This is a genomic window from Microbispora sp. CSR-4, from assembly GCF_008033685.1.
Lineage (GTDB): Bacteria > Actinomycetota > Actinomycetes > Streptosporangiales > Streptosporangiaceae > Microbispora.
The window spans coordinates 1-26,264 of record NZ_VJVX01000029.1 but is presented as its reverse complement, the minus strand read 5'-3'; the positions used below and the strand labels follow the sequence as shown (position 1 = coordinate 26,264).

Genomic DNA, 26,264 nt, shown 5'->3' with positions numbered 1-26,264 from the left:
TTCGACCGCCTCCCGACCGCCTCCGGATCGCCTCCGAGTCGCTTCCGGCCGCTTGCGCGCCGCTGTCGCGGGGCACCTACTTGAGGCAGCGGAAGGAGTCACACATGCGCGGTCCGTACGCCAGCACGGTGATCAACGCGGACGCCGGGGACGTCTGGGCGTTCCTGCGCGAGTTCGGCAACCTCCACGAATGGCTGCCGGGCGTGGCCACCTGCGAGATCGAGGAGGGCGCACCGCTCGCCCCGGGAGCGGTGCGGCGGGTCGAGGGGGCGGGCGGGGTGTTCCGTGAGCGGCTGCTGACCCTCGACGACGAGGCCCGTACGTTCACCTACGCGATCATCGAGTCGCCGCTGCCGATGCGCGACTACCACGCGACCTGCCGGGTCGCCCCGGTGACGGACTCCGGGCAGGCGTTCGTGGAGTGGCACGCGACCTTCGAGGCCGACGACCCCGAGAAGATCGCCAAGATCCTCACGCGGGGCGTCTTCGTCCCCGGCCTGGAATCGCTCCGCAAACGCTTCGGCTGAGCGTGCCGGACGAATCCCGGCCCTGCTGCGCGTGACCCGGGCCCGCCACGGGCAGCGTGTGCCGGATGCTCCCCGAGTCGTCTCACCACCTGCTTCCGGGGCCGATGCCCGGCCGGTTTCAACGGCGATCAAGACCCAGGCCACTCGGTCAGGGCACGGCCTGCCGGTCGGCGCTCACGGCTCCGGCCGGAAGCGGGGCGGGCGCTTCTCGCGCAGGGCCCGCACGCCCTCGGCGGCATCGGGGCCGGTGAAGCCGAGGAACTCCATGGCCAGCGAGGCGTCGAACGACGGCCCGGCCATGCGCAACCAGTTGTTCAGCGCGTATTTGGTCAGCCGGATCGCCTCGGCCGACCCGGCGGCCAGCCGTGTCGCGATCTCCAGCGCCCTGTCGTGGACCTGGTCGTCGTCGACGCACAGGCTCACCAGCCCCATCGCCTCCGCCTGCTCGCCGGTGACCGGCTCGCACAGCAGCAGGTGATATTTCGCCTTCGCCATCCCGCACAGGAGGGGCCAGATGATCGCCGCGTGGTCGCCCGCCGCGACGCCCAGCCGGGTGTGGCCGTCGATGATGCGGGCCGTCCGCCCGGCCACCGAGATGTCGGCCAGGAGCGCGACGGCCAGCCCCGCCCCCACCGCCGGGCCCTGGATCGCCGAGACAACCGGTTTGGAGCAGTTGAGCACGTCGTAGACGATGTCGCGGGCCTCGGCGAAGACCTCCAGGCGCGTGGCGTGGTCGCGGATCATCTCCTCGATCATCGACAGATCGCCGCCGGCCGAGAACGCCTCGCCCTCCCCGCGTATGATCACCGCCCTGACCTCGTCGTCGCGGTCGACGTCGCGCCAGATCTCGGCCAGCTCCCGGTGGCCGGTGCGGTCCACGGCGTTGCGCCGCGACGGCTCGCTGATCACGACGCGCAGCACGCCGTCGGCGGCCCAGCCGACCTTCAGCTTCTCGTACTCCCTCACGACGCCACTCCTCGCCTGATCCCTGCGGCCGGGGGTCGCGGACCACCGCCGCCCGGGGGAACAGCATGTGGCTAGGGTCCTCCCGCCCGGGGACGCATCGCCATGCCCCGCACAGTAACAGCGCCCGCCGACAGGACCACCGAAGCGGCCGCGGCGCGCTTCCCCGGCCGCCCGCGCCGCCTCCGGCCCCTGACGCCGCCTCACGCCGTCCGCGGTGGCCGCGCCGGCCCGGGACACGGTCCGTACGAGGTCAGGGGCGGGCCGCGTCCACCAGGGCCTCGACCAGGCGGTTGTCCGCGCCGCGCTCGGGGTGCCACTGGACGCCGACGGCGAACCGGTGCCCCTGCAGCTCGACGGCCTCGACGATCTGGTCGTCCGCCCACGCCACCGCGATCAGGCCGGTGCCGAGCCGCCGGACGGCCTGGTGGTGCGCGCCGGTCACCTCCGCGCGGTCGCCCACGGCCTTGCCGCCCTTGCTCGACACGCTCACCGTGACCACGTGCGCGGCCGTCGCGTGACGGTTGTGGCCGACGGACTCCCGCAGCGACGTGATCAGCGTGCCGCCCTGGGCGACGTTGAGCACGTGCATGCCGCGCGATATCGCCAGCAGCGGCACGTCCGCCTCCACCGCCGCCTGCGCCAGCGCCGTCTCGAACCGGTCGCGCTGGGGCTGCGGCCCGCCGAACCCGTCGTCGTCCGGCTCCCCCGCCGCGACCTCGCCGTACAGGGCCGGATCGACCTCGACGCCCCCGGCGAGGATGACCGCGTCCAGGCGGCGAATGTAGTCACCGGCGGACACGGGGCTCAACGGCGGCAGCAGGACGGGCGCGCCGCCGGACTTCTCCACCGCGCGCGCGTACGCCTGGGGCGAGATCGCCGCCTCACGGACCCACGTGCCCCAGCGCGCGGCCTCTAGATAGGTGGTGATGCCGACGATGGGACGCGCCATGGCCAATCTCCTGAAGGTGTGCGTGCAGGCAGGCCCCATCATGTCGCAGATCGTTTTCCCTTTTGTCACTTTTCACATCAGTCACACGAGTCACACGGAGGGCGTCACGAAAAATAACGAAGTGTTCACAGTCGGTTGCCTTGCGGGGAATCGGTTGTGACGCCCGAGAGCGAGTGAAACACTCACCGTTGAGCGATCGGTTGAGCCGGGGCCGCCGCCGCTCGTCACCCGGAGCCGTCAGGGAGGTGGATCGACAGACCGGAGCACGCTTCCGGTCCCTAGGGTGGGACACAACTGATGCCGCTGAATCCGCGCCTCGTCAAGGAGAGCTTCTCGGTCGTCGAGCCCGTCGCCGGGAAGGCCGCGGGATATTTCTACGGACGACTGTTCACGCACTGCCCGCAGATGCGGGGCATGTTCCCGCCGGGCATGGAGGTGCAGCGCGACCGGCTCTTCAACGCGCTCACGAGGATCGTCTGGATGCTCGACAGCCCCGAGGGGCTGGCGTCCTATCTCGCCCAGCTGGGGCGGGACCATCGCAAGTACGGCGTGTCCCCCGAGCACTACAAAGTCGTGGGAAACGCCCTCCTCGCCACGATCAGGCACTTCGCCGCCGAGATCTGGACCGACGAGATCGAGGCCGCCTGGACCGAGGCGTACGCCATGGCGGCGAAGATCATGATCGACGCTGCCGACGCCGAGACCACGCCCGCCTGGTGGCTGGCGGAGGTGATCGACCACGAACCACGCACCCGGGACATCGCGGTGCTCACGCTGCGGCCCTCGCAGCCCATGGACTTCGTCCCCGGGCAGTACGTCACGGTGCAGACGGCCAGATGGCCACGCGTGTGGCGGCGGTTCTCCATCGCCAACGCGCCCCGCGCGGACGGCACGCTCCGCCTGCACGTGCGGGCCGTGCCGGGCGGCTGGGTGAGCACGGCGCTGGTCCGCCACACCCGTATCGGCGACCAGCTCCTGCTCGGCCCGCCGGTCGGCACGATGACGCCGCCCGAGCCGGGCCGCGACGTGCTCTGCGTCGCGGGCGGCACCGGCCTCGCGCCGCTCAAGGCCGTCATCGAGCACGTCATCGCCTCCGGCGAGCGCCCGAACATCCACCTGCTGTTCGGCGCCCGCCGCGCGTGCGACCTGTACGACATGCCCGACCTGGCGAGGATGGAGGCCGCCTTCCCCTGGCTGCGGGTCGTGCCGGCGGTCTCCGACGACCCGGCCTACGACGGGATGCGCGGCCGGCTTCCCGACGTGGTCGAGAGGTTCCACTCCTGGGCCGACCACGAGGCGTACGTCTGCGGGCCTGCGGCGATGGTGAACGAGACCGTACGGCGCCTGCAGATGTCGGGCGTGCCGCTCGCGCGGATCCACCGCGACCCGATACACAGCGACGCCGTGCCCGGCGACCCATCACCGGGCCGCATGGTGCACGGCGGCATGGTGCACGGCGGCACGGTTCATGGCGGCACAGTCCATGGCGGCGCGGTTAACAACGACACGTTGGCACACGGCGGCGCGGTACATGGCGACCCCGTGCATGGCGACCCCGTGCATGGTGACCCCGTGCATGGTGATCCCGTGCACGGCGTCCCGGCGCATGGTGATCCGGTGCATGGCGTTCCTGCGCATGGTGATCCGGTGCGCGGCGGCACGGTCCGCAGCGAGGCTTGACCGGAACAGCGGGCGAGGTGGAGGGTTTCCTGGCAGGATTCGAATCGAAAACGTGATCGAAATCGGCACAGGGAGGACATATGCCCGCACTACTCGCCATCGGGACTCGCAAAGGATTGTTCCTCGCCCGCTCCTCCGACGGCGGCTCGTTCGAGGTCGAGCCCGTGCGGTTCTCCACCATCGGGATTCACTCGGTCGCGATCGACACCCGTGGCAGCACGCCCCGCCTCCTCGCCGGGATCGAGTACGGCCACTTCGGCCCGTCGGTGATGTGGTCCGACGATCTCGGCGAGACCTGGGAGGAGGCGACCTCCCCGCCGGTCGCCTTCCCCGAGCGCACGGGTGCCGCGCTGGCGCGGGTGTGGCAGCTCCAGCCGTCGCCGTCCGAGCCGGACGTGGTCTGGGCGGGCGCCGAGCCCGCCGCGCTGTTCCGGTCGGAGGACCGCGGGGCCACCTACACCATGGTCGACGGCCTGTGGGACCACCCCACCCGGTCCCAGTGGCAGCCCGGCGGCGGTGGCCTGTGCCTCCACACGGTGATCCCCCACCCCTCCGACCCGCGGCGCATCGCGGTCGCCGCCTCCGCCGTGGGGTTCTTCCGCAGCGACGACGCGGGGGCCACCTGGCGGCCGTCCAACAAGAACATCCGCGCGCCCTTCCTGCCTGAGGGCGCGCAGTATCCCGAGTTCGGGCAGTGCGTGCACAAGGTCGCCCAGCATCCCTCGGTGCCCGACCGGCTCTACCTGCAGCACCACTTCGGGGTCTACCGGTCCGACGACTTCGGCGACTCCTGGACCGAGATCGGGTCGGGCCTGCCCTCCGACTTCGGGTTCCCGATCGCGGTCGACCCGGACGACCCGGACCGGCTCTACGTCTTCCCGCTGCACGGCGACGTCGACCGGACGCCGCTCGATCACCGCTACCAGGTGTTCCGCAGCGACGACGCGGGGGCCACCTGGCAGGGCTTCTCGGCGGGGCTGCCCGAGGGCCCGGTGCACTCCTCGGTGCTCAGGGACGCGATGTCCGCCGGGCCTGCCGGGGTGTTCTTCGGCACCCGGGACGGCGAGGTGTACGGCTCGGCCGACGCGGGCGAGACCTGGTCGCTGATCGCCCGTCACCTGCCCGACGTGCTGTGCGTGCGGGCGGCCGCCCTCTGACCGCACCATCGCCCCGCGGCGCCCTTCGGGGCGGCCGCGGGGCGAACACGCGCGCGGCCGCCCGCGGCCTCGGCGCCTTCCGGCGGCTCACGCTCCGGCGGCTCCCCGGCGGGCCGGACTTCGGCGGTTCAGACCTTGCGGTAGCCGGGCACCCAGGCGCCGTCCTCGACGACGTAGTCGCCGAACAGGGCCGGGGCCTCCTCCCGCATGATCTCCCCGATGCGGTTGAAGACGAGGCGGATCTCCTCCTCGGCCCCGGCGGCCGTACGGGCCTCGATCGTGTGCCGCAGGGTGCGCACGTTGGCCGTCCAGACCAGGCCGGTCCCGACACCCTCGGGGGCGAAGCGGCGCATGAACGAGGTGCGGTGCTTCTTCTCCGCGAACGGCACGCCGTCCTCGTCCAGCCCGAAGTGGGCCGCCATCCACTTCTGGAACTCCTCCATGCGGTCGAGCATCTCGGTCGCCCGCTTCATCAGCTCGGCGTCCTCGCGCGCCCACTCGGGGAACCAGAACGGGATGTCGTTCAGCCGGACGAACCGCAGCGACTCCTGCGAGATCGCCACCCCGGGCCGGTGCCGTACGAGCTCGTGCGTGAGCACCCGCGAGACGTTGTGCAGCACGAAGCTGAAGCTGAGGTGTTCGAGCACGCTGCCGTGCGCGCTGGCCAGGATGTTGCGCAGGTACGCGTCCTGGTCCTGCCGGATCCGGGTCACATTGGGGTTCAGGCCCGGCTCGAACGAGCGATAGCACAGCCGCCCGGCGAACTCCGCCAGGTTCTGGGCGTCGAACTCGCCCCGCTCCAGCCGCTCAAGCCAGCTCTCTCCGCCGATCTCGTGCAGATAGCGGGCCAGCTCGTCGTAGTCGACAGAGGGTTTGGCGACGAGGAAGACCTCGGGCTCGACGCTGCGCATTCACATTCCCCGTGAAGTGGTTGCCGATGGATGACCGTCCAAGCAAACCAGCTCGGGCCCACGATCGCGACCCGGCCCCCTCCCCCGGAGTCCGGCGGGATCCGGGGGCGGGGGCCGGTGTGGCCGGCTGGGCGACCCGGAGCGAAGCGAGGATCACCCGGCCGGCCCTGCGAGGTCCGGGGGTCGGCCCCCGGGTGTCAGCGCCTCAGGTGATGTCGCGGCGGACCGTGGTGCCGGTGGCGACGGCGGCGAACAGCAGGCCATAACCGACCAGGACGATGGCGCCCGCCCAGGCGGGCAGCCATTCCGGCCTGCCCAGGCCGGTGTCCACGTCGATGCTCATCAGCGCCTGCGCGGCCCCGCCCGGCAGCCACTTGCCCACCGAGTGCAGGGCCGGGATGCCGGTGAAAATGCCTTCGATCACATACGCCCAGACGACCGCGGCGACGATGCCGGCGATCTGGTTGCGGACGAGCGCCCCCAGCCCGATGCCGAACACCGCGTACAGCGCGAGCGTCACGAGGACGCCGAGGCTGATCTGCGGGATGCGCGAGGCGGACAGGGAGAACTCGCCCCCGGACAGCGTCACGGCCGGGATCACCGTGACCGCCTGGAAGACCAGCACGGCCACCGCGAACAACGCGCCCACGACCAGCCCGGCCACCACCTTGGCGGCGATCACCAGGCCCCGCCGCGGGGTGGTGAGGAAGGTGCCGGTGATCGTCTGGTAGCGATATTCGGAGGTCATCATGACGACGCCGAGGATCATCACGAAGATCCCGCCGCTGGACGCGCTCGACCAGGCGATCTCGGCCCACTCCGCGGTGTCCCGCGCGGGCAGCGCGCTGCCGTTCTGGTCCACCCCCGCGAACGCGATGAGGAAGGCGATGCCCACCCCGACCAGCACCAGCATGACGAGCAGCATGATCCACCACAGTCTCGTGGTGAACAGCTTGCGCAGCTCCGCCTTGACGAGCCCGCTCATCGCCCCTCCGTCAGATCGAGGAAGACCTTGTGCAGACCGGACCGCTCCTGTGCCACCTCGGTGAGCACGACGCGCCGATCCAGAGCGACCCGGCCGACGGCCTCCGGGTCCAGCCCGCGCACGCGCAGCAGGCCGTCCTCGACGTGTTCGACCACGCCGCCCGCCGCTTCGAGCGCGGGGGCGAGCTCGGCGGCCTGGGCGGCACGCACCCGTACGGCGTCCGCGCCGTCGCTGGTGAGCTCGGCGAGGCTGCCCTGGCGCACCAGGCGGCCCCTGGCGATGATCACCACGTTGTCGACCGTCTGCTCGACCTCGGCCAGGACGTGGCTGGAGAGGAGCACCGCCGCTCCCTGGTCGTGGGCGAGGTGGCGCAGGAACCCGCGCAGCCACTCGATGCCCGCCGGGTCGAGGCCGTTGGCGGGTTCGTCGAGGATGTACACCCGGGGCCGGCCGAGCAGGGCGGAGGCGAGCGCGAGCCGCTGCCGCATGCCCAGCGAGAAGCCGCTGACGCGCTTTCCGGCGGCGTCCGCGAGACCGACCTGTTCCAGCGCCTCGTCCGCACGGGCGTCGGGCAGCCCGGCGGCCGTGCACAGGACGCGCAGGTGGTTACGGGCGGTGCGGCCGGGATGGAAGCTCGTGGCCTCCAGTACGGCGCCGATTTCGGCCACCGGATTGGCGAGCGTGACATAACGCTCGCCGTTCACGAGCGCCTCGCCGGAATCGGGCGTGACGAGGCCGAGCAGGCAACGGAGCGTGGTCGTCTTGCCGGCTCCGTTCGGGCCGAGATATCCGGTAACGGATCCGGCCTCCACGCTGAACGAAACGCCGTCCACGGCCTTGACCGGCCCGAACGACTTCACCAGATTTCTGATCTCAATGGCAGCCATCGGGCGCGATTATTCCGCGCAACAGATCGGAAATCATCCTCACAAAGGAGGATCGTTTCGGCTGGGATGAAATCATCAATTTCAGAGGCGATAAACCCGGCGCGCGTTTCCAGAGCCGATCATGTGGGCGATCCGGGCGGCGTCGGCCACGCTCCACTCGCCCTCGGCGATGCGGTCGGCGAGCACGCGGGCCAGGCCGCGGCGATGGCAGAGCGCGGCCAGGAAACACAGCTCGGCGGCGCCGTGGCAGCCGGAGCCGTACATCTGCTTGTGGAACGGCGCGAGTTCGAGCAGCTCGCGCAGCACCTGGGCGGAGCCGGCGGCGGTGTGGGCGACGGCGGGCCCGGCGTCCACGTACACGTGCGGGAAGGCGCCCGCCAGGTACGCCGCCTGGCGGGGATAGGGGTAGCAGTGCAGCAGGACGACGGGCACCCCGAGCGGGGCGAGGGCGCGGACGAAGCCGGTCAGCAGCGCGGGGTCGGCCCGGTGGCCGATCCCGACGCCGGACGGGCCGCCGCCGGACAGCCCCCAGCCCGACATGCTCAGGCCCGACAGGCCCCAGCCGGACAGGCCGCAGTGGAACTGCACCGGCAGGCCCCGCTCCCTTGCCACGTCGACCGCCGCCCAGAGCAGGTGCCGTACGAGGACGGGGTCGTCCAGGCGCGACTTGGGGTCGGCGAGCCTGCGGCCGGCCGCCGCGATCACGCTGCCGCGCGAGGGCCGGGAGGGATCGAAGCCGAGGCCGCAGTGGTGCGCCGCGACCGACTTGAGCGCGGTGGCGCGGGCCGCGCGGGCGGCGAGCTCGTCCCGCAGCAGCCCGGCGTAGTCGGCCGCCGGAAGCCCGGCCTCGGCGACGTCCTGCTCGACCTGTTCGAGCCGCACGATCTCGTCGGCGGCGGCCGAGCCGAGACGCCCCATCTCGGCGGGTGAGAGCAGCCCGGGGACGTCGAGCCCGGTGTCGACCAGGAAGGCCGACGCCCCGGCGCCGCGCAGCAGCCGCCGGTTGACCTCGGCCGCGCCGAGCTCGGCGCGGCGCGACAGGTAGACGGTGGCCGATGCGTGCGGTTCCAGGCCGAGGACCGGCGCGCACCAGCGGCGGATGGCGGCGCCTGCCGGGGTGTCGAAGTGGGTGGTGCCCGGGGGGGCGGGCGTGCCGCCCTCGCCGATGAGCTGCTCGAATCCCGACCTGGTGGTGTCGTCGCGGCGCACGCCGCAGCAGTGCTGGTCGACCATGGGCGCGAGCAGGGCGGCGCGCACCGCGTCGGGAAGGGGCATGGGCAGCATGTCGTGTGATCTCGGCTCCGGCACGGCAGTGGACTCTACGGCTCCCCCGCCGCGCCGGCGCCGCCCTAAACGGCCCCTTTACTCAGCCATGACGCGCGCAAAGCCGCAGGACGTTGGCGATGATCCGCGCCCCGGCGCCGCCCTGCGTGGTCAGGATCGACTCGGGGTGGAACTGCACGCCGAAGCGCAGGTTGTCGGTGTCCTCGATCGCCATGGCCGCGCCGTCCGGCGTGAACGCGGTGACCCGGAAGCCCTTGACCCCCGGCTCCTTGGCGTGCACGGAGTGGTAGCGGGCCGCGACGAACTCGTCGGGCAGCCCGTCGAGCAGCGCGCTGTCGCCCTCGCGGCGGACCCGGCCGCGCTTGCCGTGCTCCGGGTAGGGCAGCAGTTCGAGTGTGCCGCCCGCCTGCTCGACCATGGCCTGCAGGCCCAGGCACACCCCGAACACCGGCAGGTTCCGGGCGTACAGCGCCTCGATGAGCGCCGAGCAGCCGAAGTCGGACGGCCAGCCCGGGCCGGGCGACAGCACGACGAGCGTGGGCGCGATCTCGTCGAGCTTGTCCAGCGGGAACCCGTGCCGCAGGGTGACCACCGACGCGCCCTGCTGGCGGAAGTAGTCGGCGAGCGTGTTGACGAAGGAGTCCTCGTGGTCCACCAGCAGCACGCGGTGGCCCTCGCCCGGCAGGTCGGCCCGGGGCTCCGCCTTCGCCGCCTCCTTGGGCCGGGCGGCCGCGGCGAGCGCGCCGAGCAGGGCGCTGGCCTTGAGCTCGGTCTCCCGCTCCTCGGCCTCGGGGTCGGAGTCGTACAGCAGCGTGGCCCCGGCGCGCACGGTGGCGACGCCGTCGCGGATCTGCGCGGTGCGCAGGGTCAGGCCGGTGTTCATCGAGCCGTCGAAGCCGATGAAGCCGACCGCGCCGCCATACCAGCGCCGGGTGGTCTCCTCGTGGTCCTCGATGAACTGCATGGCCCACGTCTTGGGGGCGCCGGTGACGGTGACGGCCCACATGTGGGTGAGGAACGCGTCGAGGGCGTCGAACTCGGGACGCAGGCGGCCCTCGATGTGGTCGACGGTGTGGATCAGCCGGGAGTACATCTCGATCTGGCGGCGGCCGATCACCCGGACGCTGCCCGGCACGCAGATCCGCGACTTGTCGTTGCGGTCCACGTCGGTGCACATGGTCAGCTCCGACTCCTCCTTCACGCTGGACAGGAGGGTGCGGATCGCCTCGGCGTCCTCCACGGGGTTGGCCCCGCGGGCGATGGTGCCGGAGATCGGGCAGGTCTCGACGCGGTCGCCGGTCACCCGCACGTACATCTCGGGCGAGGCGCCGACCAGGTGCTCGCCGTCGCCGAGGTTGAGCAGGAACTCGTACGGCGCGGGGTTCTCGGTGCGCAGCGAGCGGTAGAACGCGGACGGGTCGGCGCAGGCGCCGTGGAAGACCTGGCCGGGGACGACCTCGAACAGGTCGCCGCGCTGGAACTTCTCCTTGGCCTTGGCGACGACCTCGGCGTAGGTCCCCCGCACCGGGTTCGGCGGGATCTCGCGGGGCGCGACCAGCGGGACGGCCTCACCGGTGCGCTCCAGGCCGCTGGTGGAGACGCCGTCGACGGTGAACTCGTAGCAGTGCTCCACGCTGGTCTCGCGGACGCGGTCGATCACGACGAGCCGGTCGGGCAGGTGCAGCACCAGGTCGCGCTGGTCGCCGGGGCGGGTCAGCCGATAGCGGATGGGCTCGAACTGGAAGGCCAGGTCGTAGCCGAAGGCGCCGTACAGGCCGAGGTGGGGGTCGTCGGACCGGAAGGCCGCGATGATCTCGCGGATGGCGGTGAACACGGTGGGCCTGCGGCTGCGCATCTCCTCGGGCAGCAGGTCCTCCGACTCGGGGACGTGCACCTCGATGAAGCCGTGGGCCGGCTCGGACACCGGCTTGCCCGCCGCCAGCAGGCAGGAGGCGACCACCGGCAGCACGACCTGCCCGCGCTCGTTGAGCGCTCGGGCGGAGATGCGCCGCCCCCGCGCCACGATCTCAAGGCAGGGATCGACGTAGCCGAACGCCCACCTGCTATAGCGGCCCGGGTAGTCCATGCCGGACGAGAAGGCCCCGCCGCGCCGCTCCCCCAGCGACGTGACGATCTCCTCCAGCGCCTCCTCGGGCACATCGCGCACCCGGCGCTCGACCGCGATGCCGCCGGCCGTGGTATATCCGCTGATCTCCACTGTCCACGCCCCTTTTTTCGTATGCCCCGGGGCGGACATACAGAAGGCCGCCACTCACGGGGCGGCCGGTCAATTCGACGCGAATGCGAAAACGCCGCCTGTCAGCGGCGCCACCACTGCGAGGGTGCTTGAGTTCGCATGGGCCAAGGGTAGCGGCGGGAAGCGCGATCATGCAACGCGGCGCGACTGGAACGGCGAATGGCGGATAGATATTCTGTTACTGGTGGGGAAACCTCACTCTCGGCGTGGGTCGATCGGCCCGACGCCGGGGAAGGAGGGGGCATGGTCCGCGTGCCGGTGCACCGCCGCGGTCCAGCCGGGCCGGTCGGCCTCCAGGGCCACCGCGTCCGGGTCCGCCGCGACATGCCCGTGCCGATGCCGGACGGCGTGACGCTCCTGGCCGATCACTACATGCCGGTGGGCGCCGAACGACCGCCGACGATCCTGATCCGCACGCCGTACGGCAGGGGCGGGGTGGTCGGCTGGATGTACGGCTGGACCTTCGCGCGGCACGGGTTCCAGGTGCTGCTGCAGAGCTGCCGGGGCGGCTTCGGCTCCGGCGGGCGGCTCGATCCCCTCGTCCACGAGCAGGAGGACGGCCTGGCCACGGTCGAGTGGATGCGAGCCCAGCCGTGGTACGGCGGCGGCTTCGCCATGCACGGGCCCTCCTACCTCGGCTACACCCAGTGGGCCATCGCGGCCGAGACCCCCGACCTGCGGGCGATGGCCGTCCAGGTGACCGCCTCCTGTTTCCGCGACGCGGCGTACGTCGGGGGGTCGTTCGCGCTGGAGTCGACGCTGATCTGGACGACGCTCACCGCCCACCTGGAAGGCCGGCTGGGCGGCGTGGCCGCCTTCATCGCGCCCCGGCGCACGCGGCGGGCCGTGCTGTCGGGCCGTCCGCTGCACGAGCTCGACCTGCTGTCGGCCGGCAGGCCACTGCCGTTCTTCCGCGAGCTGCTGGCCCACCACGGCGAGACCTACTGCTCTTACTGGGACAGGGTGGACTTCTCCGCGTCGGTGGGGCAGGTCGGCGCGGAGATCACGATGACCGGCGGCTGGTATGACGTGTTCCTGCCCTGGCAGCTCAAGGACTACGCGGCGCTGCGGAGGGCCGGGCGGCAGCCGTACCTGACCATCGGGCCCTGGTATCACGCCGACATCCGCCACGGGTGGGCCGCCAACGCCGACGCCCTGGCCTGGTTCCGCGCCCACCTGCTCGGCGACCCGTCGGGGCTGCGCCCCTCTCCCGTCCGGCTGTACGTGACCGGCGCGGGCGAGTGGCGGGACGAGTCCGACTGGCCGCCGCCCGGCATGCGGCGCGAGCGCTGGCACCTTCAGCCGGGCTTCGCCCTGTCGCGGGACAACCCGGCGGGCGGCGAGCCGGACCGCTACCGCTACGACCCCGCGCACCCCACGCCCGTGATCGGCGGCCCGGTGCTGATCGGCAACTCCGAGCCGAGGGACAACCGGCGGCTTGAGGCCCGGCGCGACGTGCTCGTCTACACCTCCGAGGTGCTCGACCGCGACACCGACATGATCGGCCCGGTGAGCGCCGAACTGTTCGCGCGTACGAGCAGGGAGCACACCGACTTCGTCGTACGGGTGTGCGACGTGCATCCCGACGGCACGTCGATGAACGTCTGCGAGGGCGTGCGCCGCCTGACCCCGGCCGACCGCTGCGACGAGGACGGTGTGCGCCGGGTGGAGATCGACCTGTGGCCGATGGGCCACCGGTTCCGCCGCGGCCACCGCATCCGGGTGCATGTGGCCAGCGGGGCCTACCCGCGCATCGCACGCAACCCGGGCACCGGCGCGCCGCTGACGGCGGGCACCCCGATGGTCGCCTCCGACCAGGAGATCCTCCACGATTCCCGCCACCCCTCGGCCGTGATCCTCCCCGCACTGTCCTGACCTCCGGCTTGTCTCGTCCGGTCGTCGCGGCAGGGCGGCACTGCGGGAGGTCACGGCGGGAGGTCACGGCGCCGGCCCGCCACCGCCGTTGCTACCCTCGCGATCATGGCGATCAGGAACTCCCACTGCTCCTTCTGCGGAGCGGCCTACGCGCCCGGCCTGCCCTGGCCGCGGACCTGCCGGGAGTGCGGCGACACCGCATATCTCAATCCCCTGCCGGTCGCGGTCATGGTGCTTCCGGTGGACGACGGCCTGCTCGTGGTGCGCCGGGACGTCGAGCCGCACCGCGGCCTGCTCGCCCTCCCCGGCGGCTTCATCGACGTCGGCGAGTCCTGGCAGCAGGCCGCCGCCCGGGAGCTCCGCGAGGAGACGGGCGTCGCCGTCGACGCGGCCGGAGTGCGGCTGTTCGACACGGTGAGCGCGCCCGACGGCACCCTGCTGGTCTTCGGCCTCGGGCCGCGCACGACCGCCGGCGCCCTGCCGCCGGTCGTTCCCACCGCGGAGACCAGCGAGTGGCTGGTGATCGACGGCCCGCAGGAGCTGGCGTTCCCGCTGCACACGCAGGTCGTGGCCCGCTACTTCGGCTCCGGCCGATCGCTGTGAACGTGAAGGTGGGCGAGCCGGTCCTGCAGCTTCTCGTGCCGGAACCGGTAGACGGGCCCCACCTGGCGGAGCAACCCGATGCGACGGGCGTCCTCCAGGAGGCTCATCAGCCGTAGCGGGATCCGTCCGCGGACGCGGAGCATGGTGACGGCGACGAGGTAGGTGGAGCTGGCTCCCGTGAACCCGAACGTGAGCGTGAACACGACACCGCCCGCGAGCCCGAAGGCGACGCCCGCCTCGGCGCCGCGCAGCAGCCCGGAGAAACCGTTCACGAGCGTCCCGGCGAAGCCGAACGCGAGGCCGAGCGCCAGCCCGAAGGTGAGGGAACGCCCGTACACGAGCTGGAGGTCCCGCCGCAGCGTGATCAGCGGGCCCTGCGGCCGGTCGTTCGTGAGGGGGTCGTCACCCAGTTGTTGAGACCGAGAGTGAGCCCGCCGATGGCGCCGATGACGAGCGCATAGGGAATCAGTCCGTCGACCCGCGCGGACATCCCCGCGACCCGCCACAGCGCCAGCGCCGCGATCAGGCCGACCGGGAGCACCGTGACCAGGCCGAGCGCGAGCTGCCCGGCGAGCCTGCCGGCGTTGCCGCGCCAGCGCAGGTTGGCGTACGCCGGCTCCAGCGTGTAGCCCTTCAGGCGCTCCAGGATGAGCCCGCCGGTGAGGCCGCCGACGAGCCCGCCCACCGGTCCCCCCGCGAGACCGAACAGGAGCGCGTCGCGGAGGCTGCCTTCGTGCGGGCTGCGCAGCGCCACCACTGCGTCGCTGGTCAGGCCCACTGTGACGCCGACGGACAGTCCGACGGTGACGCCTCCCACGAGAACGCTCCAGCGTCGTGAGATCGCCCGGTGGAGGTGCCACCAGCGGAAGTCCCGGGTGCCGATCGCCGACATGTGATGGGCGACGAACGACAGCCACCGGCGGGCCTCGCCCGGCTCCCACGTCCGCCGGGGGCGGAACGGGTGGTCGTGCTCGTGCCGTTCACCGGGATCGTCGTCGGGCGGCGCGGCCGCGAAGCTCGCCTGGACGAGGGTGTCGAGCAGGTGGTCGGTGACGGCGGCCGCCGTCGGGAAGCGTTCGGTGTCGTACAGCGGGGCGGGGTCCGCGCGGGTCTCGACGTACACCTTGTGCAGCAGCCACACGACGAGCGGCGTGGAGAGTGCCTCGGACAGCGGGCCGTCCGGGTCGGCCTTCAACGCCGACAGCAGCCCGGTCCAGTCGGCCCGTTGTCCCGGAGCGAGCCGGTCGCGGAGGTACGAAATCACGTCCGAGCTCTTCACGGGCCTCGGCTCGATGACGGCAGCGCCGGCGAGCACGGCGCCGTCGCGGAGGTTCACGGCCGTCACGTACTCGCCCGTGCGGCAGGTGAGGATGAGCGACTCGACGGCCGAGGCGGCGTTCAGCGCGTTGACCACCTTCGGGCGCACCGCGTCGGGCAACTCGTCCAGGCCGTCCAGGACCGGGAGGATCCGCCGATGAGAGACCAGTCCGCGAGCAACGTCCGGGCCGAACTCGGGGGCGCGCAGGGCGGGGTAGTTCTCCCGCAGCCGCCTGCCCAGCCACCGGTGCACGGGCTCGGCCGCCGGATCCCACCCGGACATCGACAGCAGCACGGGAACCGGATCACCGGGCTTGGGGTCCATCAGCAGTTCCCTGAGCAGGAGCACGGCCAGCGTCGTCTTCCCCATGCCGGCCTCGCCGAGGATCACCAGCCGGCGCCGGGCGAGCTTGCGGAACCGAACGGCGATCTCCGGCATCCGGTCGGTGCGCCCCTCGAAGCGCACCCGTCCGAAGCCGAACCACGAGCGCAGCAGGCGCAGCCCGTCGACGCGCTCGTCCTGGTCCATCACGTCGAGACCGGAGATCCTCCAGCGGACCGGCAGCCGGGCCGGCTCGTCGAGTTCGCGCATCGCGATCTCCTCGTGCCATTGCTCGTGCACGAGCACCCGCAGCGTCCGCTCGGCACGCTCGATCTGCTCGATCGTGCTCGTGCCGCCTGGCTGGCGCCGTCGCCAGGTGCTGACCAGGGGAGGGATCAGCGTGAAAACACCGAGGGCCACGCTGGCGAGTTGTGCCCAGTTGACCGCCGCGTCCGACTCGGAGAGCGCGGTGAGCCCGTAGCCGATCCCGGCGACCACGACCACCCCTGCGGCGGGCAGCACGACGCGGCGCCAGCTCCTCATCCCCACATGGTGACATCGCGCGATCTATCCGGCGAGAGCAATATGCCCGGCCGGTCCCGCCGTGACCCGTGCCGGACGGGCGCTCAGCCTTCGTGGATCCGGCCGGCCTCGACGACGATGCGCCGTGTCGTGTGGACCGCCTTGAGCATGCGCCGGTCGTGGGTGACGAGCAGCAGGGTGCCGGTGTAGGAGGCGAGCGCCGACTCCAGCTGTTCGATCGCCGGAAGGTCGAGGTGGTTGGTGGGCTCGTCCAGGACGAGCAGGTTCACCCCGCGGGCCTGCAGAAGCGCCAGGGCCGCCCTCGTCCGCTCACCAGGCGACAACGTGGCCGCCGGACGGAGCACGTGGCCGGCGCGCAGGCCGAACTTGGCCAGCAGCGTGCGGACCTCGGCGGGCGGCAGGTCGACGAGCGCCCCGAACGCGTCGAGCAGCGGCTCCCCGCCTTCGAAGAGGGCGCGCGCCTGGTCGACCTCGCCGACGACCACGCTGGGGCCGAGCGCCGCCGTCCCCTCGGCGAGGCGGATCCGGCCGAGCAGGACGCCCAGCAGGGTGCTCTTGCCCGAGCCGTTCGCACCGGTGATCGCGACCCGGTCCGCCCAGTCGATCTGCAGGTCGACGGGCCCGAGCGTGAAGCCGCCACGTCGCGCGACCGCGCCGCGCAGCGTCGCGACCACCGCTCCCGAGCGGGGCGCGGTGGCGATCTCCATCCGCAGCTCCCACTCCTTGCGCGGCTCCTCGACGACCTCCATCCGCTCGATGAGCCGCTCGGTCTGCCGGGCCTTGGCCGCCTGCTTCTCGGTCGCCTCGGTGCGGAACTTCCGGCCGAGCTTGTCGCCGTCGGTGGCCTTGCGGCGCGCGTTCTTGACGCCCTTCTCCATCCAGGCGCGCTGGGCCCGGGCGCGGGCCTCCAGGGACGCCCGCGTCTCGGCGTACTCCTCGTACTGCTCGCGGGCGTGCCTGCGGGCGACCTCGCGCTCCTCCAGATAGGCGTCGTAACCGCCGCCGTACGCGCGGACCTGCTGCTGGACCAGGTCGAGCTCGACCACCCTGTTGACCGTACGGGCGAGGAACTCGCGGTCGTGGCTGACGACCACGGTGCCGGCGCGCAGCCCCGTCACGAAGCGTTCGAGCCGGTCCAGGCCGTCGAGGTCGAGGTCGTTGGTCGGCTCGTCGAGCAGGAACACGTCATAACGGCTGAGCAGCAGCGAGGCCAGCCCGACCCGGGCGGCCTGGCCGCCGGACAGCGACGTCATCTCCTGATCCAGGCCGACCGCGAGACCGAGGTCGGCGGCCACCTCCGCGGCCCGCTCCTCCAGGTCGGCGCCGCCGAGGGCGAGCCAGCGGTCGAGGGCCTCGGCGTACGCGTCGCCGGGGTCGCCGCTCACGAGCGCCTCGGTGGCCGCGTCGAGATCCCGCTGCGCGGCGGCGACCCCGGTGCGGCGGGCGAGGAAGGCGGCGACGGTCTCACCGGGCCGCCGTTCGGGCTCCTGCGGGAGATGCCCGACGTTGGCGGTGGGCGGGCTGAGCCGTACGCTGCCGTGCTCGGGGGCGGCGAGGCCGGCCAGCAGGCGCAGCAGCGTCGACTTGCCCGCGCCGTTCACCCCCACCAGCCCCACGACGTCCCCGGGTGCGACGACCAGATCGAGATCCGCGAACAGGACGCGGTCGCCGTGCCCGGCGGCGAGCTCCTTCGCGACAAGAGTGGCGCTCATCAGGACACCGACCTTACTGGGTCCCGCGTGAGCCCCGCCGTACGGCGTGGCGTCGCGACCGGGAGCCGTGCCGGAGTTCGAGGATGAGCGAGCGCAGCCACGGTTCCGCGAAGGACGGCTTCCGCGCCATGACGCGGGCGAGCGCGGCACGGACCTCCGGGGTCCCCCCGCGTCCGGCGACGGCGACGGCCTCGGCCAGGGTGTTCAGGGTCTTCTCGTCGTGCCGCGGCCGGGCGACCGTCTCGTCGGCCCAGCGGGTGGGGCGGAAGGACGGCGTCAGCTTCTTCTGGTGGTCACCCGGATAGAACCAGAAGAAGCGGTCGGCGGAGACGTTGGTGACCGCGCTGCGCGGCAGGTCCGCCGTCCAGGCGCAGCCCTGCCACCAGCGCCATGTCTTCGGGCTGGTCTTCCCGCGTTCGGTGATGCCGAGAAAGCACAGCTTCAGCCGGATCACGTCCCACGCCTCGTGCTCGTCGTCGATCCAGTCGCGCAGGAACCCGTACAGGTAGCGAAGGTGTACCCGCGATGGACGAGGTCGGCGAACACGACCGGCCGCCTGCGGCGGGCCGGCGCGTGCGGGCTGACGCCCATCGCGTCGAGGTTGGCGCGAAGCCGCGCGTTCCTGTCGGACAGCGTCGGACATCGGATTGTCAGGAGCTTCTGTCGTCGCTGGGCGCGCCAACACGACCGTTCGGCGATCGGTGATGTCCCTGTTACCTGTGCGTCCTTACGCTTCCGCCGAAAACCGTCCCGCTGATCCGCGCGACGGCCAGTCACGCGGATCTGCCGGTCACGCCTGGTCCGTGTCCGATTGGAGTACGTGTGACGACCCCCCGTGCCGACCACGGCCGAAACCCCGACAAGAGCCCGCTGAACTGGCTGCTCCTGTTGCCGATCGTGATCCCGCTCATCCCGGCCCTGTTCAACTCCGACGAACCGCGGCTGTTCGGCATCCCGCTGTTCTACTGGCTGCAGCTCGCCTTCATCATCCTCGGCGTGGCCTCCACCACCCTCGTCTACCGCGTCACGAGGAGGAGCCGGTGAAGACCACCGAGATCGTCATCTTCACGCTCCTGTTCCTCATCGTCAGCGGCATGGGATTCGTCGCCGCCCGGTGGCGCCGTCCCGACGACCTCGCCACGCTGGACGAATGGGGCCTCGGCGGCCGCAGCTTCGGCTCCTGGATCACCTGGTTCCTGGTGGGCGGTGACCTCTACACCGCCTATACGTTCGTGGCCGTCCCCGCCCTGGTCTTCGGCGCGGGCGCCATGGGCTTCTACGCCGTGCCGTACACGGTGGTCGTCTATCCCATGGTGATGCTCGTGCTGGTCCGGCTGTGGTCGGTGTCGCACGTGCACAACCTCGTCACCCCGGCCGACTTCGTCCGCGTGCGCTTCGGCTCCCCCACGCTGGCGCTGCTCGTGGCGATCACCGGCATCGTCGCGACCATGCCGTACATCGCGCTGCAGCTCGTCGGCATCGAGGCCGTGCTGAAGACGATGGGGCTGAGCGGCGACTGGCCGCTGATCATCGCGTTCGCGGTCCTGGCGGCCTACACCTATCAGTCGGGGCTGCGCGCCCCCGCGCTGATCGCGTTCGTCAAGGACTCGCTGATCTACCTGGTCATCCTGGTCGCGATCATCTACATCCCGGCCAAGCTCGGCGGCTGGGGGTCGGTCTTCGACGCCGCGAAGGCCAAGTTCGACTCCACCGGCACCGGCGGCATCCTGCTGAACGCCAACAACCAGCTCCAGTACATCACGCTCGCGTTCGGCTCGGCGCTGGCGCTGTTCCTTTATCCGCATAGCGTCACCGGCATCCTCGCGTCGCGGAACCGCAACGTCATCAAGCGGAACATGTCGGCGCTGCCGGCCTACAGCCTGCTGCTCGGCCTGATCGCGCTGCTCGGCTACATGGCGATCGCGGCCGGGGTCACGCCCATCGGCAAGGACAACAACACGATCGTCCCGCAGCTGTTCGACAAGGTCTTCCCCGACTGGTTCGCGGGGGTCGCCTTCGCCGCCGTCGGCATCGGCGCGCTCGTGCCCGCCGCGATCATGTCGATCGCCGCGGCCAACCTGTTCGCGCGTAACGTCTACAAGGAGTACATCAACCGGAACGCCGACGCGGCCCAGGAGGCCAGGGTCAGCAAGATCGCGTCGCTGGTCGTGAAGATCGGCGCGGTGCTGTGCATCCTGCTCCTCGAACCGCAGTTCTCGATCGACCTCCAGCTCATCGGCGGCGTGATCATCCTGCAGACGCTGCCGTCGGTGGCCCTCGGGCTCTACACCCGGTGGTTCCACCGGGGCGGGCTGATCGCGGGCTGGGCGGCCGGCATGGCGGCCGGGATGCTGATGCTGTACAACATCTCCAACCCCGCCACCGGGCACGAGCACTTCGGCAGCTCGGCCTTCCCGCTGTCACAGCTCGGGTTCGACACCAAGATCACCGTGTTCGCCGGGTTCCTCGCGCTGATCGTCAACCTGGTCGTCGCCGTGCTCGGGACCTTCGTGGCCCGCGCGCTCAAGAGCGCCGACGGCCCGGACGGCACCAAGCCGGAGGACTACTTCGCCGACCAGGGCGACCCGCGCGTCCACGAACTGGAGACGACGGCGCCCGCATCCTGAGGTCCCGCATGACCGTGACCTCCTGATCCGGCGCCTGATCGGGGCCCCGCCTGATCGGGCTCCGTACGGACTTGTGGCCGGCTTGACGCGGCGGCGCGCGCCGCGTGGAGCCGGCCACAAGCATGCGGTGGGACAAAGAGGCATCACCTCGAACGACCAAGGAGCCAAGGATGCCTCTCAGCAACGACCTCATCGTCACCGGCGGTCACGTGATCGGCATGGACCCGGCGGGGCCGGACGGCCCCGCCGACGTCGTCGTCCGCGACGGCGTGATCGTGTCGGTCGGCCCCGCCGCCGAAGCGTCCCCCGAGGCGGAGGTCGTGGACGCCTCCGGCTGCGTGGTGATGCCGGGCCTGGTCGACACCCACCGCCACACCTGGCAGTCCTCGCTGCGCCACATCGGGCTGGACTGGAGCCTGATGGACTACCTGGGGGCCGCGTTCCTGCAGTTCGGGCCGAACTTCCGGCCCGAGGACGTCTACGCGGGCACCCTGCTCGGCGCGCTCGGCGCGCTGGAGGCCGGGATCACCACGCTCGTCGACTGGTCCCACATCCAGAACACCCCCGAGCACGGCGACGCCGCCGTGGCCGCGCTGCGCGACAGCGGCATCCGGGGCGTCTTCGCCTACGGCTGGCCGCAGATCGACCCGCTCACGTGGGTGGGCGACCATAGCGACGCGGAGCTTCCCGCGGACGTCCGCCGGATCAGGGACGTGCTCGGCGACGACACCGCCCGCGTGACGATGGCCCTGGCGGCGCGCGGCCCCGAGATGTCGGCCCCCTCCGCCGCCCGGCGCGACCTGCTGCTCGCGCGGGAGCTCGGCCTGCGGGCCACCATGCACGTCGGCTCCTCCGAGAAGGCCGGCAGCGTCGGGTGGCTGCACGACGAGGGCCTGCTCGACGAGACGATCACGCTGGTGCACGCGAGCGCCACCGGCGACGACGAGCTGAAGGCCGCCGCGGACGCGGGCGCGACCGCGAGCGTGTCGCCGTTCATCGAGATGACCATGCCCGGGCTCGGCACGCCCGCGACCGGCCGTCTCCTGCGGGCGGGCCTCGTCACCGGTCTCAGCACCGACACCGAGGTCGCCACCTCGGGAGACATGTTCACGCAGATGCGCGCGGTCCTGGCGCACCACAGGTTCACGCAGGACCCGGCGCCGCTGACGGCCGCCGGCCTGCTGCGGATGGTCACCGCCGACGGCGCCGCGGTGGCCGGGCTGTCGGCCGTCACCGGCAGCCTCACGCCCGGCAAGCGCGCCGACCTCATCGTGGTCGAGGCCGGCACTCCCGCCATGGCCCCGATGCTCGACCCGTACGCCGCCGTCGTCCTCGCCGGCCACCCGGGGCTGGTCCGTACGGTCGTCTGCGACGGCGTGGTCGTGAAGCGGGACGGCGTCCTCACCGGTCCGGTCGGGCGGGCCATGGAGGCCGCCGCCGCGAGCCTCGCCCACCTCCGCGAGGCCGTGCCCGGGGTGCTGGGCGCCTGAACGCGTGGTGCTTTGCACCCCATATGCGTGGTGCTTTGCACCCCATATGCGGGGCGCCGTGTGCCCGGAAAGCGGGGTGCTTTGCGCCCGGAAAGCGGGGTGCTGGGTGCTTGAAAGCGCGGTGCTCTGTGCTCAAGGCAGAGTGCCGGCGCCTCGCCGCCGGGTGCTGTAAGCGGGCGCCTGACCGCCGGGTGCTGGCCGCCGGGCGCCTGTGAGACGCCTGCCATGCGTTCAGGCGCAGCGGCGCGCATCGTCCGCGGGCTCAGCGTCGGCCGATGATCGTGGCACAATCCCGGCATGGCGGTCATGTTCCGGGTGCTCGGCCCGGTCGAGGCGTACGTCGACGGCGTTCCCGTCGACCTCGGCGGGCCGCGGCCCCGGCTGCTGGTGGCCCGCCTGCTGATCTCCAGGGGCGCGACCGTGTCGGTGGACGCGATCCTCGACGACCTGTACGACGGCGCGCCGCCGCCGCGCGCCCAGAGCACGCTGCACAGCTACATCTCCAACCTGCGCCGGGTGCTCGAACCCGGCCGCGCTCCGCGCACGCCCTCGTCCGTGCTGCTGAGCCGCCCACCGGGGTACGCGCTCGGGCCGCACGAGGTGGACGCCGACGAGTTCGTCCGCCTGTCCCAGGCCGGCGAGCCGGAACGCGCCCTGGCCCTGTGGCGCGGCACGCCGTACGAGGAGTTCGGCGACGTGCCCTGGCTCCGGCCGGAGATCGAGCGGCTCGCCGAGGCGCATCTGGTGACGCGGGAACGTCTCCTCGCCGGGCGGGTGGGCGACCCCCACGTGGTGGGCGAGCTGGAGGCCCTGGTGGCCGCGCATCCCCTGCGCGAGGGGCTGTGGGAGCTGCTCGCCCGCACGCTCTACGCCCTCGGGCGGCAGGCGGACGCGCTGGAGGCGCTGCGTACGGCCCGGGGCCACCTGGCGGAGGAGCTCGGGCTCGACCCTGGACCGGCGCTGCGCCGCCTGGAGGAGGCGATCCTCGCCCAGGACCCCGCCCTCGACGCCCCCGTACGGCAGGCGGCGCCGGTCCATGCGGCACCGGCCGATGTCGAGGCGGCACGGCCAGGGAGCGGAGGAACAGCGCGGCCGGAACGGCGCGCCGTCGGCCGGGGGACGCAGGTCGACCGGCTCGACGAGCTGGCGCGCGACGTGGTCCAGGCGGCCCGGGGCGTGGCACAGCGCGGTCCGGGGATCGCGGTGATCTCCGGCGAGCCGGGCATCGGCAAGACGTGGCTGGCGGAGGCGTTCGCGGAACGGCGGGCCGCCGAGGGCTGGCTGGTCGCCTGGGGCCGGTGTCATGAGACCTCCGGTGCGCCCGCGCTGTGGCCGTGGCAGCAGGTGGTGCGGGATCTCGCCGGCCGGGTCCCCCCTTCCGGCGCGCAGGCCGCCGCCCTGCGCGTGCTGCTCGGCGACGCCGCCCCCGAAGACGACCCCGCCACGGGCGCCGGACGGCCCGCCGAGGCGAGCGAGGCCAGGTTCCGGCTGCACCAGGCGACCGCGAACTACCTGCGGGCGGTCGCGGCCGACCGGCCGCTGCTCGTGGTGATCGATGACCTCCAGTGGGCCGACACGGCTTCCCTCGGCCTGCTGTCCGACCTCGCGCTGCTGCTGCGCGGCGCGGTCGCCGTCGTGATCACCGTACGGTCCGGCGACGGTCCTGCTGCGGTGCACGACACCCTTGGCCTGCTCGGGCGGCACGACGCCCTCCGCCTGCCGCTCGCCGGGCTCGACCCCGCGGCGGTGGCCGAGCTGTCGGGGCTGCGCGACGCGGCGAGCGTGGCGGCGCTCGCCGAGCGCACCCGGGGCAATCCGCTGTTCATCCGCGAGACCCTCCGGCTGGCCCAAGACCAGGGCATCGACAAGGCGCTCACCGGGGTGCCCGAGGGCCTGGCCGACGTGCTGCGCCGCCGTCTGCTCGACCTGCCCGCCCGGCACCGCCCCGCCATCGACGCGGCGGCCGTGCTCGGCACCGGCGCGGACCGGTGGCTGCTGGCCGAGGTCGTCGCGCACGCCTCGGACACCCCGGACGCGGACATGGATGTGGACGAGGCGCTCGACGCCGCGACCGCCCTCCGCGTTCTCGGCGAGGACCTGCGCTTCACCCACGACCTGGTCCGGGAGACCGTCTACGCCGACATCCCGCCGCGCCGCCGGGCCGGGCTGCACCTGGCCGCGCTCCGGGCGCTCGAACTGCGGCCGGGGGCCGACCTCGCGCTCCTCGCCAGGCACGCGATGGCCGCCGGACCCGCCGCCGTGGCCGACGCGGTGCGCTGGGCGTCGGCCACGGCGGGGCAGGCGGCGGGACGGCACGCGTACGAGGACGCCGCGCAGTGGTGGCGCCGGGCGGTGGAGGCGCACGGGACGCTGCCCGGCGCGGACCCCCGCGAGCACGTCGAGCTCCTGCTGCGGCTGGTCCGCGCGCAGCTCGCCGCCGGTCACGGCTTCGAGGCCCGGCAGACCCGCGCGGAGGCGGTGCTCGCCGCCGACAGGTCGGGTGACCCGCTGCTCGCCGCACGGGCGCTGACCAGCCTGGACGCCCCGGGACTGTGGAAGTTCTACACCTACGGCGACGTCGAGCTGCACACCGTGCGGCGGATCGAGGACGCCCTCGCCGCGCTGCCCGAGGGGGACTCCGAGCTGCGCTGCCGGCTGCTCGGCTGCCTCGGGATGGAACGTTACGACGGCTCGGCCGACCCCCGCTGTGACACCGCCACGGCCGAGGCCCTGGCGATGGCCCGCCGTCTCGTGGCCTCCGGGGAGGCCGGCCCGGAGCTGCTGGCGATCACCCTGAACGCGCGCTATCTGGGCGTGCAGCTTCCCGAGCACATGACGGAGCTCGACGCCATCGGCGAGGAGCTCACCCGGCTCGGGCTGCCCGGGTTCGAACTGCTCGGCCACATGATCAGAGAGCGGACCCGGATCGATCTGTTCGACGTGGCGGCCGCCGACCGCGCCGCCGAGCGGGCGGGGGTGCTGGTCGAGCGGCTCGACCTGCCCTGGCCCCGGTTCCAGCACCTCATCTGGACCGGCACCCGGCGCCTCCTCGACGGGGACTTCGACGGCGCGGGCAACGCGTACGCCGCGGCGGCCGAGGCCGGTGAGCGGCTCAACCTGTGGCACACGAGCGCGACGCTCTCCTCGGCGCTGCTCGCCCGCCACTTCACCATGCGCGACTTCGAGGGCGCCGACGAGCTGATGACGCACTACTCGCCCTTCCCCGCCCATCAGCAGGTGATGGGCCTGCTCATCGCCGATTCGCGGGGCGACCGCACGGCGGCCGAGACGGCGCGCGAGCAGGGCTGGCACGCGCTGCCGCGCGACTTCGGCGAGCTGCCGGGGTTGTGCCTGCTGGGCGAGGCCCAGATCGTCGCGGGCGACCGGGAGGCGTGCGCCGTGACCTATCGCAGGCTCCTGCCGTACGAGGACAGGATCGCCTTCGGGGCGGGGACGTTCTGCGCCGGGCCGGTCGGCTACTACCTGGGGCGGATGGCCCCTCTGGGTGGGGCGGCCGGGCCGGAGGCGGCGCGGGCGCACCTGGACACGGCCGCCAAGCGCTGCGCGGCGGGCGGGCTGTCCTGGTGGGCCGCCCGAATCACCGCCGAACGCGAAGCCGTACGCGGCTGACCACCGGAAGCCGGTGGCCTGAGCGCGTTTTCGGCGTGCACGCGCTCACCGCCGGCCCAGCACCCAGCGGCGGCGTCGAAGAGGCCCGCACGCACGGGCCGCTCAAACCGACGAAGACGAAGGCCAGTGCCGTCCCCCAGCCTGGAGAACTTGCCTGGACGATCGCTGATCAGAGCTGCGAGCTCCTAGACTCGGTCTGCGCCTGCGCCTTATCCGCGTGCTGCAGGCGAGCCGACCATGTGGTCAGCGCTCGGGGCGGTTCAGAGAGCCACACCGCTGCACTCGTGATCAGCAGGCCGTACATGATGGCGGCAGCGGCACGCGTATAAGCAGCCGCAGGGCCGTGGACCTCGAGATCACAACGTCCCGGTGCCTGTGACAGACGAGCGCCTGCTGGCAAGCTCTGTGACCAGCGCTGCCAGCCGGCCGGTGAGCCGATCGATTGAACCACTCCGACTTTCGTGGAGGCCCTGAAGCCAGCATCATCTGCTGGCGGAAGGGAGAATCACGTCACGATGCCAGCCCCGAGGAAGTATCCCCAA

At 72.4% G+C, this 26,264-nt stretch carries 20 protein-coding genes; 9 read left to right on the top strand and 11 right to left on the bottom strand.

The window, feature by feature from the left end:
- Nucleotides 1-104 precede the first annotated feature (104 nt).
- Nucleotides 105-527: an SRPBCC family protein gene (locus tag FLV34_RS21510; protein ID WP_142646966.1), complete on the top strand. Its 423-nt coding sequence runs from the start codon at nucleotides 105-107 to the stop codon at nucleotides 525-527.
- A 174-nt stretch (nucleotides 528-701) separates the two neighbouring features.
- Here FLV34_RS21510 and FLV34_RS21505 read toward each other — a convergent pair whose 3' ends face one another.
- Nucleotides 702-1,493 (bottom strand): enoyl-CoA hydratase/isomerase family protein, encoded by a 792-nt coding sequence (locus tag FLV34_RS21505; RefSeq protein ID WP_147943895.1) that lies wholly within the window; start codon nucleotides 1,491-1,493, stop codon nucleotides 702-704.
- Nucleotides 1,494-1,743: 250 nt separating this feature from the next.
- Nucleotides 1,744-2,442: a gamma-glutamyl-gamma-aminobutyrate hydrolase family protein gene (locus tag FLV34_RS21500; protein ID WP_147943894.1), complete on the bottom strand. Its 699-nt coding sequence runs from the start codon at nucleotides 2,440-2,442 to the stop codon at nucleotides 1,744-1,746.
- Between the two features lie 297 nt (nucleotides 2,443-2,739).
- Between FLV34_RS21500 and FLV34_RS21495 the strand changes: the two genes are divergently transcribed.
- Together FLV34_RS21495 and FLV34_RS21490 are read left to right on the top strand one after the other, a co-directional pair.
- Nucleotides 2,740-4,122: a globin domain-containing protein gene (locus FLV34_RS21495; protein ID WP_147943893.1), complete on the top strand. Its 1,383-nt coding sequence runs from the start codon at nucleotides 2,740-2,742 to the stop codon at nucleotides 4,120-4,122.
- Between the two features lie 80 nt (nucleotides 4,123-4,202).
- Complete coding sequence (locus FLV34_RS21490; protein ID WP_147943892.1) at nucleotides 4,203-5,279, top strand: exo-alpha-sialidase; 1,077 nt, start codon at nucleotides 4,203-4,205, stop codon at nucleotides 5,277-5,279.
- Between the two features lie 128 nt (nucleotides 5,280-5,407).
- Here FLV34_RS21490 and thyX read toward each other — a convergent pair whose 3' ends face one another.
- The 5 genes from thyX to FLV34_RS21465 form a co-directional block, all read right to left on the bottom strand.
- Nucleotides 5,408-6,190, bottom strand: coding sequence for an FAD-dependent thymidylate synthase (gene thyX / locus FLV34_RS21485; RefSeq protein ID WP_142646961.1), 783 nt, complete (start codon nucleotides 6,188-6,190; stop codon nucleotides 5,408-5,410).
- A 205-nt stretch (nucleotides 6,191-6,395) separates the two neighbouring features.
- Complete coding sequence (locus tag FLV34_RS21480) at nucleotides 6,396-7,175, bottom strand: ABC transporter permease (RefSeq protein WP_147943891.1); 780 nt, start codon at nucleotides 7,173-7,175, stop codon at nucleotides 6,396-6,398.
- Entirely contained in the window at nucleotides 7,172-8,062 is an 891-nt protein-coding gene (locus FLV34_RS21475; protein WP_142646959.1) for an ABC transporter ATP-binding protein, read from the bottom strand. Before FLV34_RS21475 ends, FLV34_RS21480 begins: the two co-directional genes overlap by 4 nt.
- 81 nt (nucleotides 8,063-8,143) lie before the next feature.
- Nucleotides 8,144-9,370 (bottom strand): amidohydrolase family protein, encoded by a 1,227-nt coding sequence (locus tag FLV34_RS21470; RefSeq protein WP_261985857.1) that lies wholly within the window; start codon nucleotides 9,368-9,370, stop codon nucleotides 8,144-8,146.
- 58 nt (nucleotides 9,371-9,428) lie between these two features.
- The gene (locus FLV34_RS21465) at nucleotides 9,429-11,564 is read right to left on the bottom strand and encodes an anthranilate synthase component I (protein ID WP_142646958.1); all 2,136 of its coding nucleotides are present in this window, start codon (nucleotides 11,562-11,564) and stop codon (nucleotides 9,429-9,431) included.
- Nucleotides 11,565-11,846: 282 nt separating this feature from the next.
- Here FLV34_RS21465 and FLV34_RS21460 point away from each other — a divergent pair, with 282 nt between their 5' ends.
- Both FLV34_RS21460 and FLV34_RS21455 read left to right on the top strand, forming a co-directional pair.
- Nucleotides 11,847-13,478 carry a CocE/NonD family hydrolase gene (locus tag FLV34_RS21460; protein WP_168065819.1) on the top strand — a complete coding sequence of 544 codons (1,632 nt, stop codon included), beginning with the start codon at nucleotides 11,847-11,849 and terminating at the stop codon, nucleotides 13,476-13,478.
- Between the two features lie 105 nt (nucleotides 13,479-13,583).
- Nucleotides 13,584-14,081, top strand: coding sequence for an NUDIX domain-containing protein (locus tag FLV34_RS21455; RefSeq protein WP_142646957.1), 498 nt, complete (start codon nucleotides 13,584-13,586; stop codon nucleotides 14,079-14,081).
- On the opposite strand, the gene FLV34_RS21450 is transcribed toward FLV34_RS21455, so the two are convergent.
- The 4 genes from FLV34_RS21450 to FLV34_RS21435 all read right to left on the bottom strand — a co-directional run bounded on the left by FLV34_RS21450 (nucleotide 14,054) and on the right by FLV34_RS21435 (nucleotide 18,429).
- On the bottom strand, nucleotides 14,054-14,419 hold the full coding sequence (locus FLV34_RS21450) for a hypothetical protein (protein WP_147943890.1): 366 nt from the start codon (nucleotides 14,417-14,419) through the stop codon (nucleotides 14,054-14,056). The genes FLV34_RS21455 and FLV34_RS21450 overlap by 28 nt on opposite strands.
- Before the next feature lie 26 nt (nucleotides 14,420-14,445).
- Nucleotides 14,446-16,263 (bottom strand): NACHT domain-containing protein, encoded by a 1,818-nt coding sequence (locus FLV34_RS21445; protein WP_147943889.1) that lies wholly within the window; start codon nucleotides 16,261-16,263, stop codon nucleotides 14,446-14,448.
- Nucleotides 16,264-16,346: 83 nt separating this feature from the next.
- Complete coding sequence (locus tag FLV34_RS21440) at nucleotides 16,347-17,975, bottom strand: ABC-F family ATP-binding cassette domain-containing protein (RefSeq protein WP_142646955.1); 1,629 nt, start codon at nucleotides 17,973-17,975, stop codon at nucleotides 16,347-16,349.
- A 13-nt stretch (nucleotides 17,976-17,988) separates the two neighbouring features.
- Nucleotides 17,989-18,429 (bottom strand): hypothetical protein, encoded by a 441-nt coding sequence (locus FLV34_RS21435; protein ID WP_147943888.1) that lies wholly within the window; start codon nucleotides 18,427-18,429, stop codon nucleotides 17,989-17,991.
- Nucleotides 18,430-18,797: 368 nt separating this feature from the next.
- On the opposite strand from FLV34_RS21435, the gene FLV34_RS21430 reads away from it, so the two are divergent.
- The 4 genes from FLV34_RS21430 to FLV34_RS21415 all read left to right on the top strand — a co-directional run bounded on the left by FLV34_RS21430 (nucleotide 18,798) and on the right by FLV34_RS21415 (nucleotide 25,722).
- A complete protein-coding gene (locus FLV34_RS21430) occupies nucleotides 18,798-19,019 on the top strand; it encodes a DUF3311 domain-containing protein (protein ID WP_221889894.1) in 222 nt (73 codons plus the stop codon).
- On the top strand, nucleotides 19,016-20,602 hold the full coding sequence (gene mctP, locus FLV34_RS21425) for a monocarboxylate uptake permease MctP (protein ID WP_315985206.1): 1,587 nt from the start codon (nucleotides 19,016-19,018) through the stop codon (nucleotides 20,600-20,602). Before FLV34_RS21430 ends, mctP begins: the two co-directional genes overlap by 4 nt.
- A 170-nt stretch (nucleotides 20,603-20,772) precedes the next feature.
- On the top strand, nucleotides 20,773-22,092 hold the full coding sequence (locus FLV34_RS21420; RefSeq protein ID WP_187280689.1) for an amidohydrolase family protein: 1,320 nt from the start codon (nucleotides 20,773-20,775) through the stop codon (nucleotides 22,090-22,092).
- A 297-nt stretch (nucleotides 22,093-22,389) separates the two neighbouring features.
- Nucleotides 22,390-25,722 carry a BTAD domain-containing putative transcriptional regulator gene (locus FLV34_RS21415; protein WP_147943886.1) on the top strand — a complete coding sequence of 1,111 codons (3,333 nt, stop codon included), beginning with the start codon at nucleotides 22,390-22,392 and terminating at the stop codon, nucleotides 25,720-25,722.
- Nucleotides 25,723-26,264: the final 542 nt, after the last annotated feature.

Coding starts and splice junctions, on each gene's coding strand:
- FLV34_RS21510 (WP_142646966.1), top strand. CDS start 105: ATGCGCGGTCCGTACGCCAGCACGGTGATCAACGCGGACGCCGGGGAC.
- FLV34_RS21500 (WP_147943894.1), bottom strand. CDS start 2,442: ATGGCGCGTCCCATCGTCGGCATCACCACCTATCTAGAGGCCGCGCGC.
- FLV34_RS21495 (WP_147943893.1), top strand. CDS start 2,740: ATGCCGCTGAATCCGCGCCTCGTCAAGGAGAGCTTCTCGGTCGTCGAG.
- FLV34_RS21490 (WP_147943892.1), top strand. CDS start 4,203: ATGCCCGCACTACTCGCCATCGGGACTCGCAAAGGATTGTTCCTCGCC.
- thyX (WP_142646961.1), bottom strand. CDS start 6,190: ATGCGCAGCGTCGAGCCCGAGGTCTTCCTCGTCGCCAAACCCTCTGTC.
- FLV34_RS21480 (WP_147943891.1), bottom strand. CDS start 7,175: ATGAGCGGGCTCGTCAAGGCGGAGCTGCGCAAGCTGTTCACCACGAGA.
- FLV34_RS21475 (WP_142646959.1), bottom strand. CDS start 8,062: ATGGCTGCCATTGAGATCAGAAATCTGGTGAAGTCGTTCGGGCCGGTC.
- FLV34_RS21460 (WP_168065819.1), top strand. CDS start 11,847: ATGGTCCGCGTGCCGGTGCACCGCCGCGGTCCAGCCGGGCCGGTCGGC.
- FLV34_RS21455 (WP_142646957.1), top strand. CDS start 13,584: ATGGCGATCAGGAACTCCCACTGCTCCTTCTGCGGAGCGGCCTACGCG.
- FLV34_RS21445 (WP_147943889.1), bottom strand. CDS start 16,263: ATGAGGAGCTGGCGCCGCGTCGTGCTGCCCGCCGCAGGGGTGGTCGTG.
- FLV34_RS21440 (WP_142646955.1), bottom strand. CDS start 17,975: ATGAGCGCCACTCTTGTCGCGAAGGAGCTCGCCGCCGGGCACGGCGAC.
- FLV34_RS21420 (WP_187280689.1), top strand. CDS start 20,773: ATGCCTCTCAGCAACGACCTCATCGTCACCGGCGGTCACGTGATCGGC.
- FLV34_RS21415 (WP_147943886.1), top strand. CDS start 22,390: ATGGCGGTCATGTTCCGGGTGCTCGGCCCGGTCGAGGCGTACGTCGAC.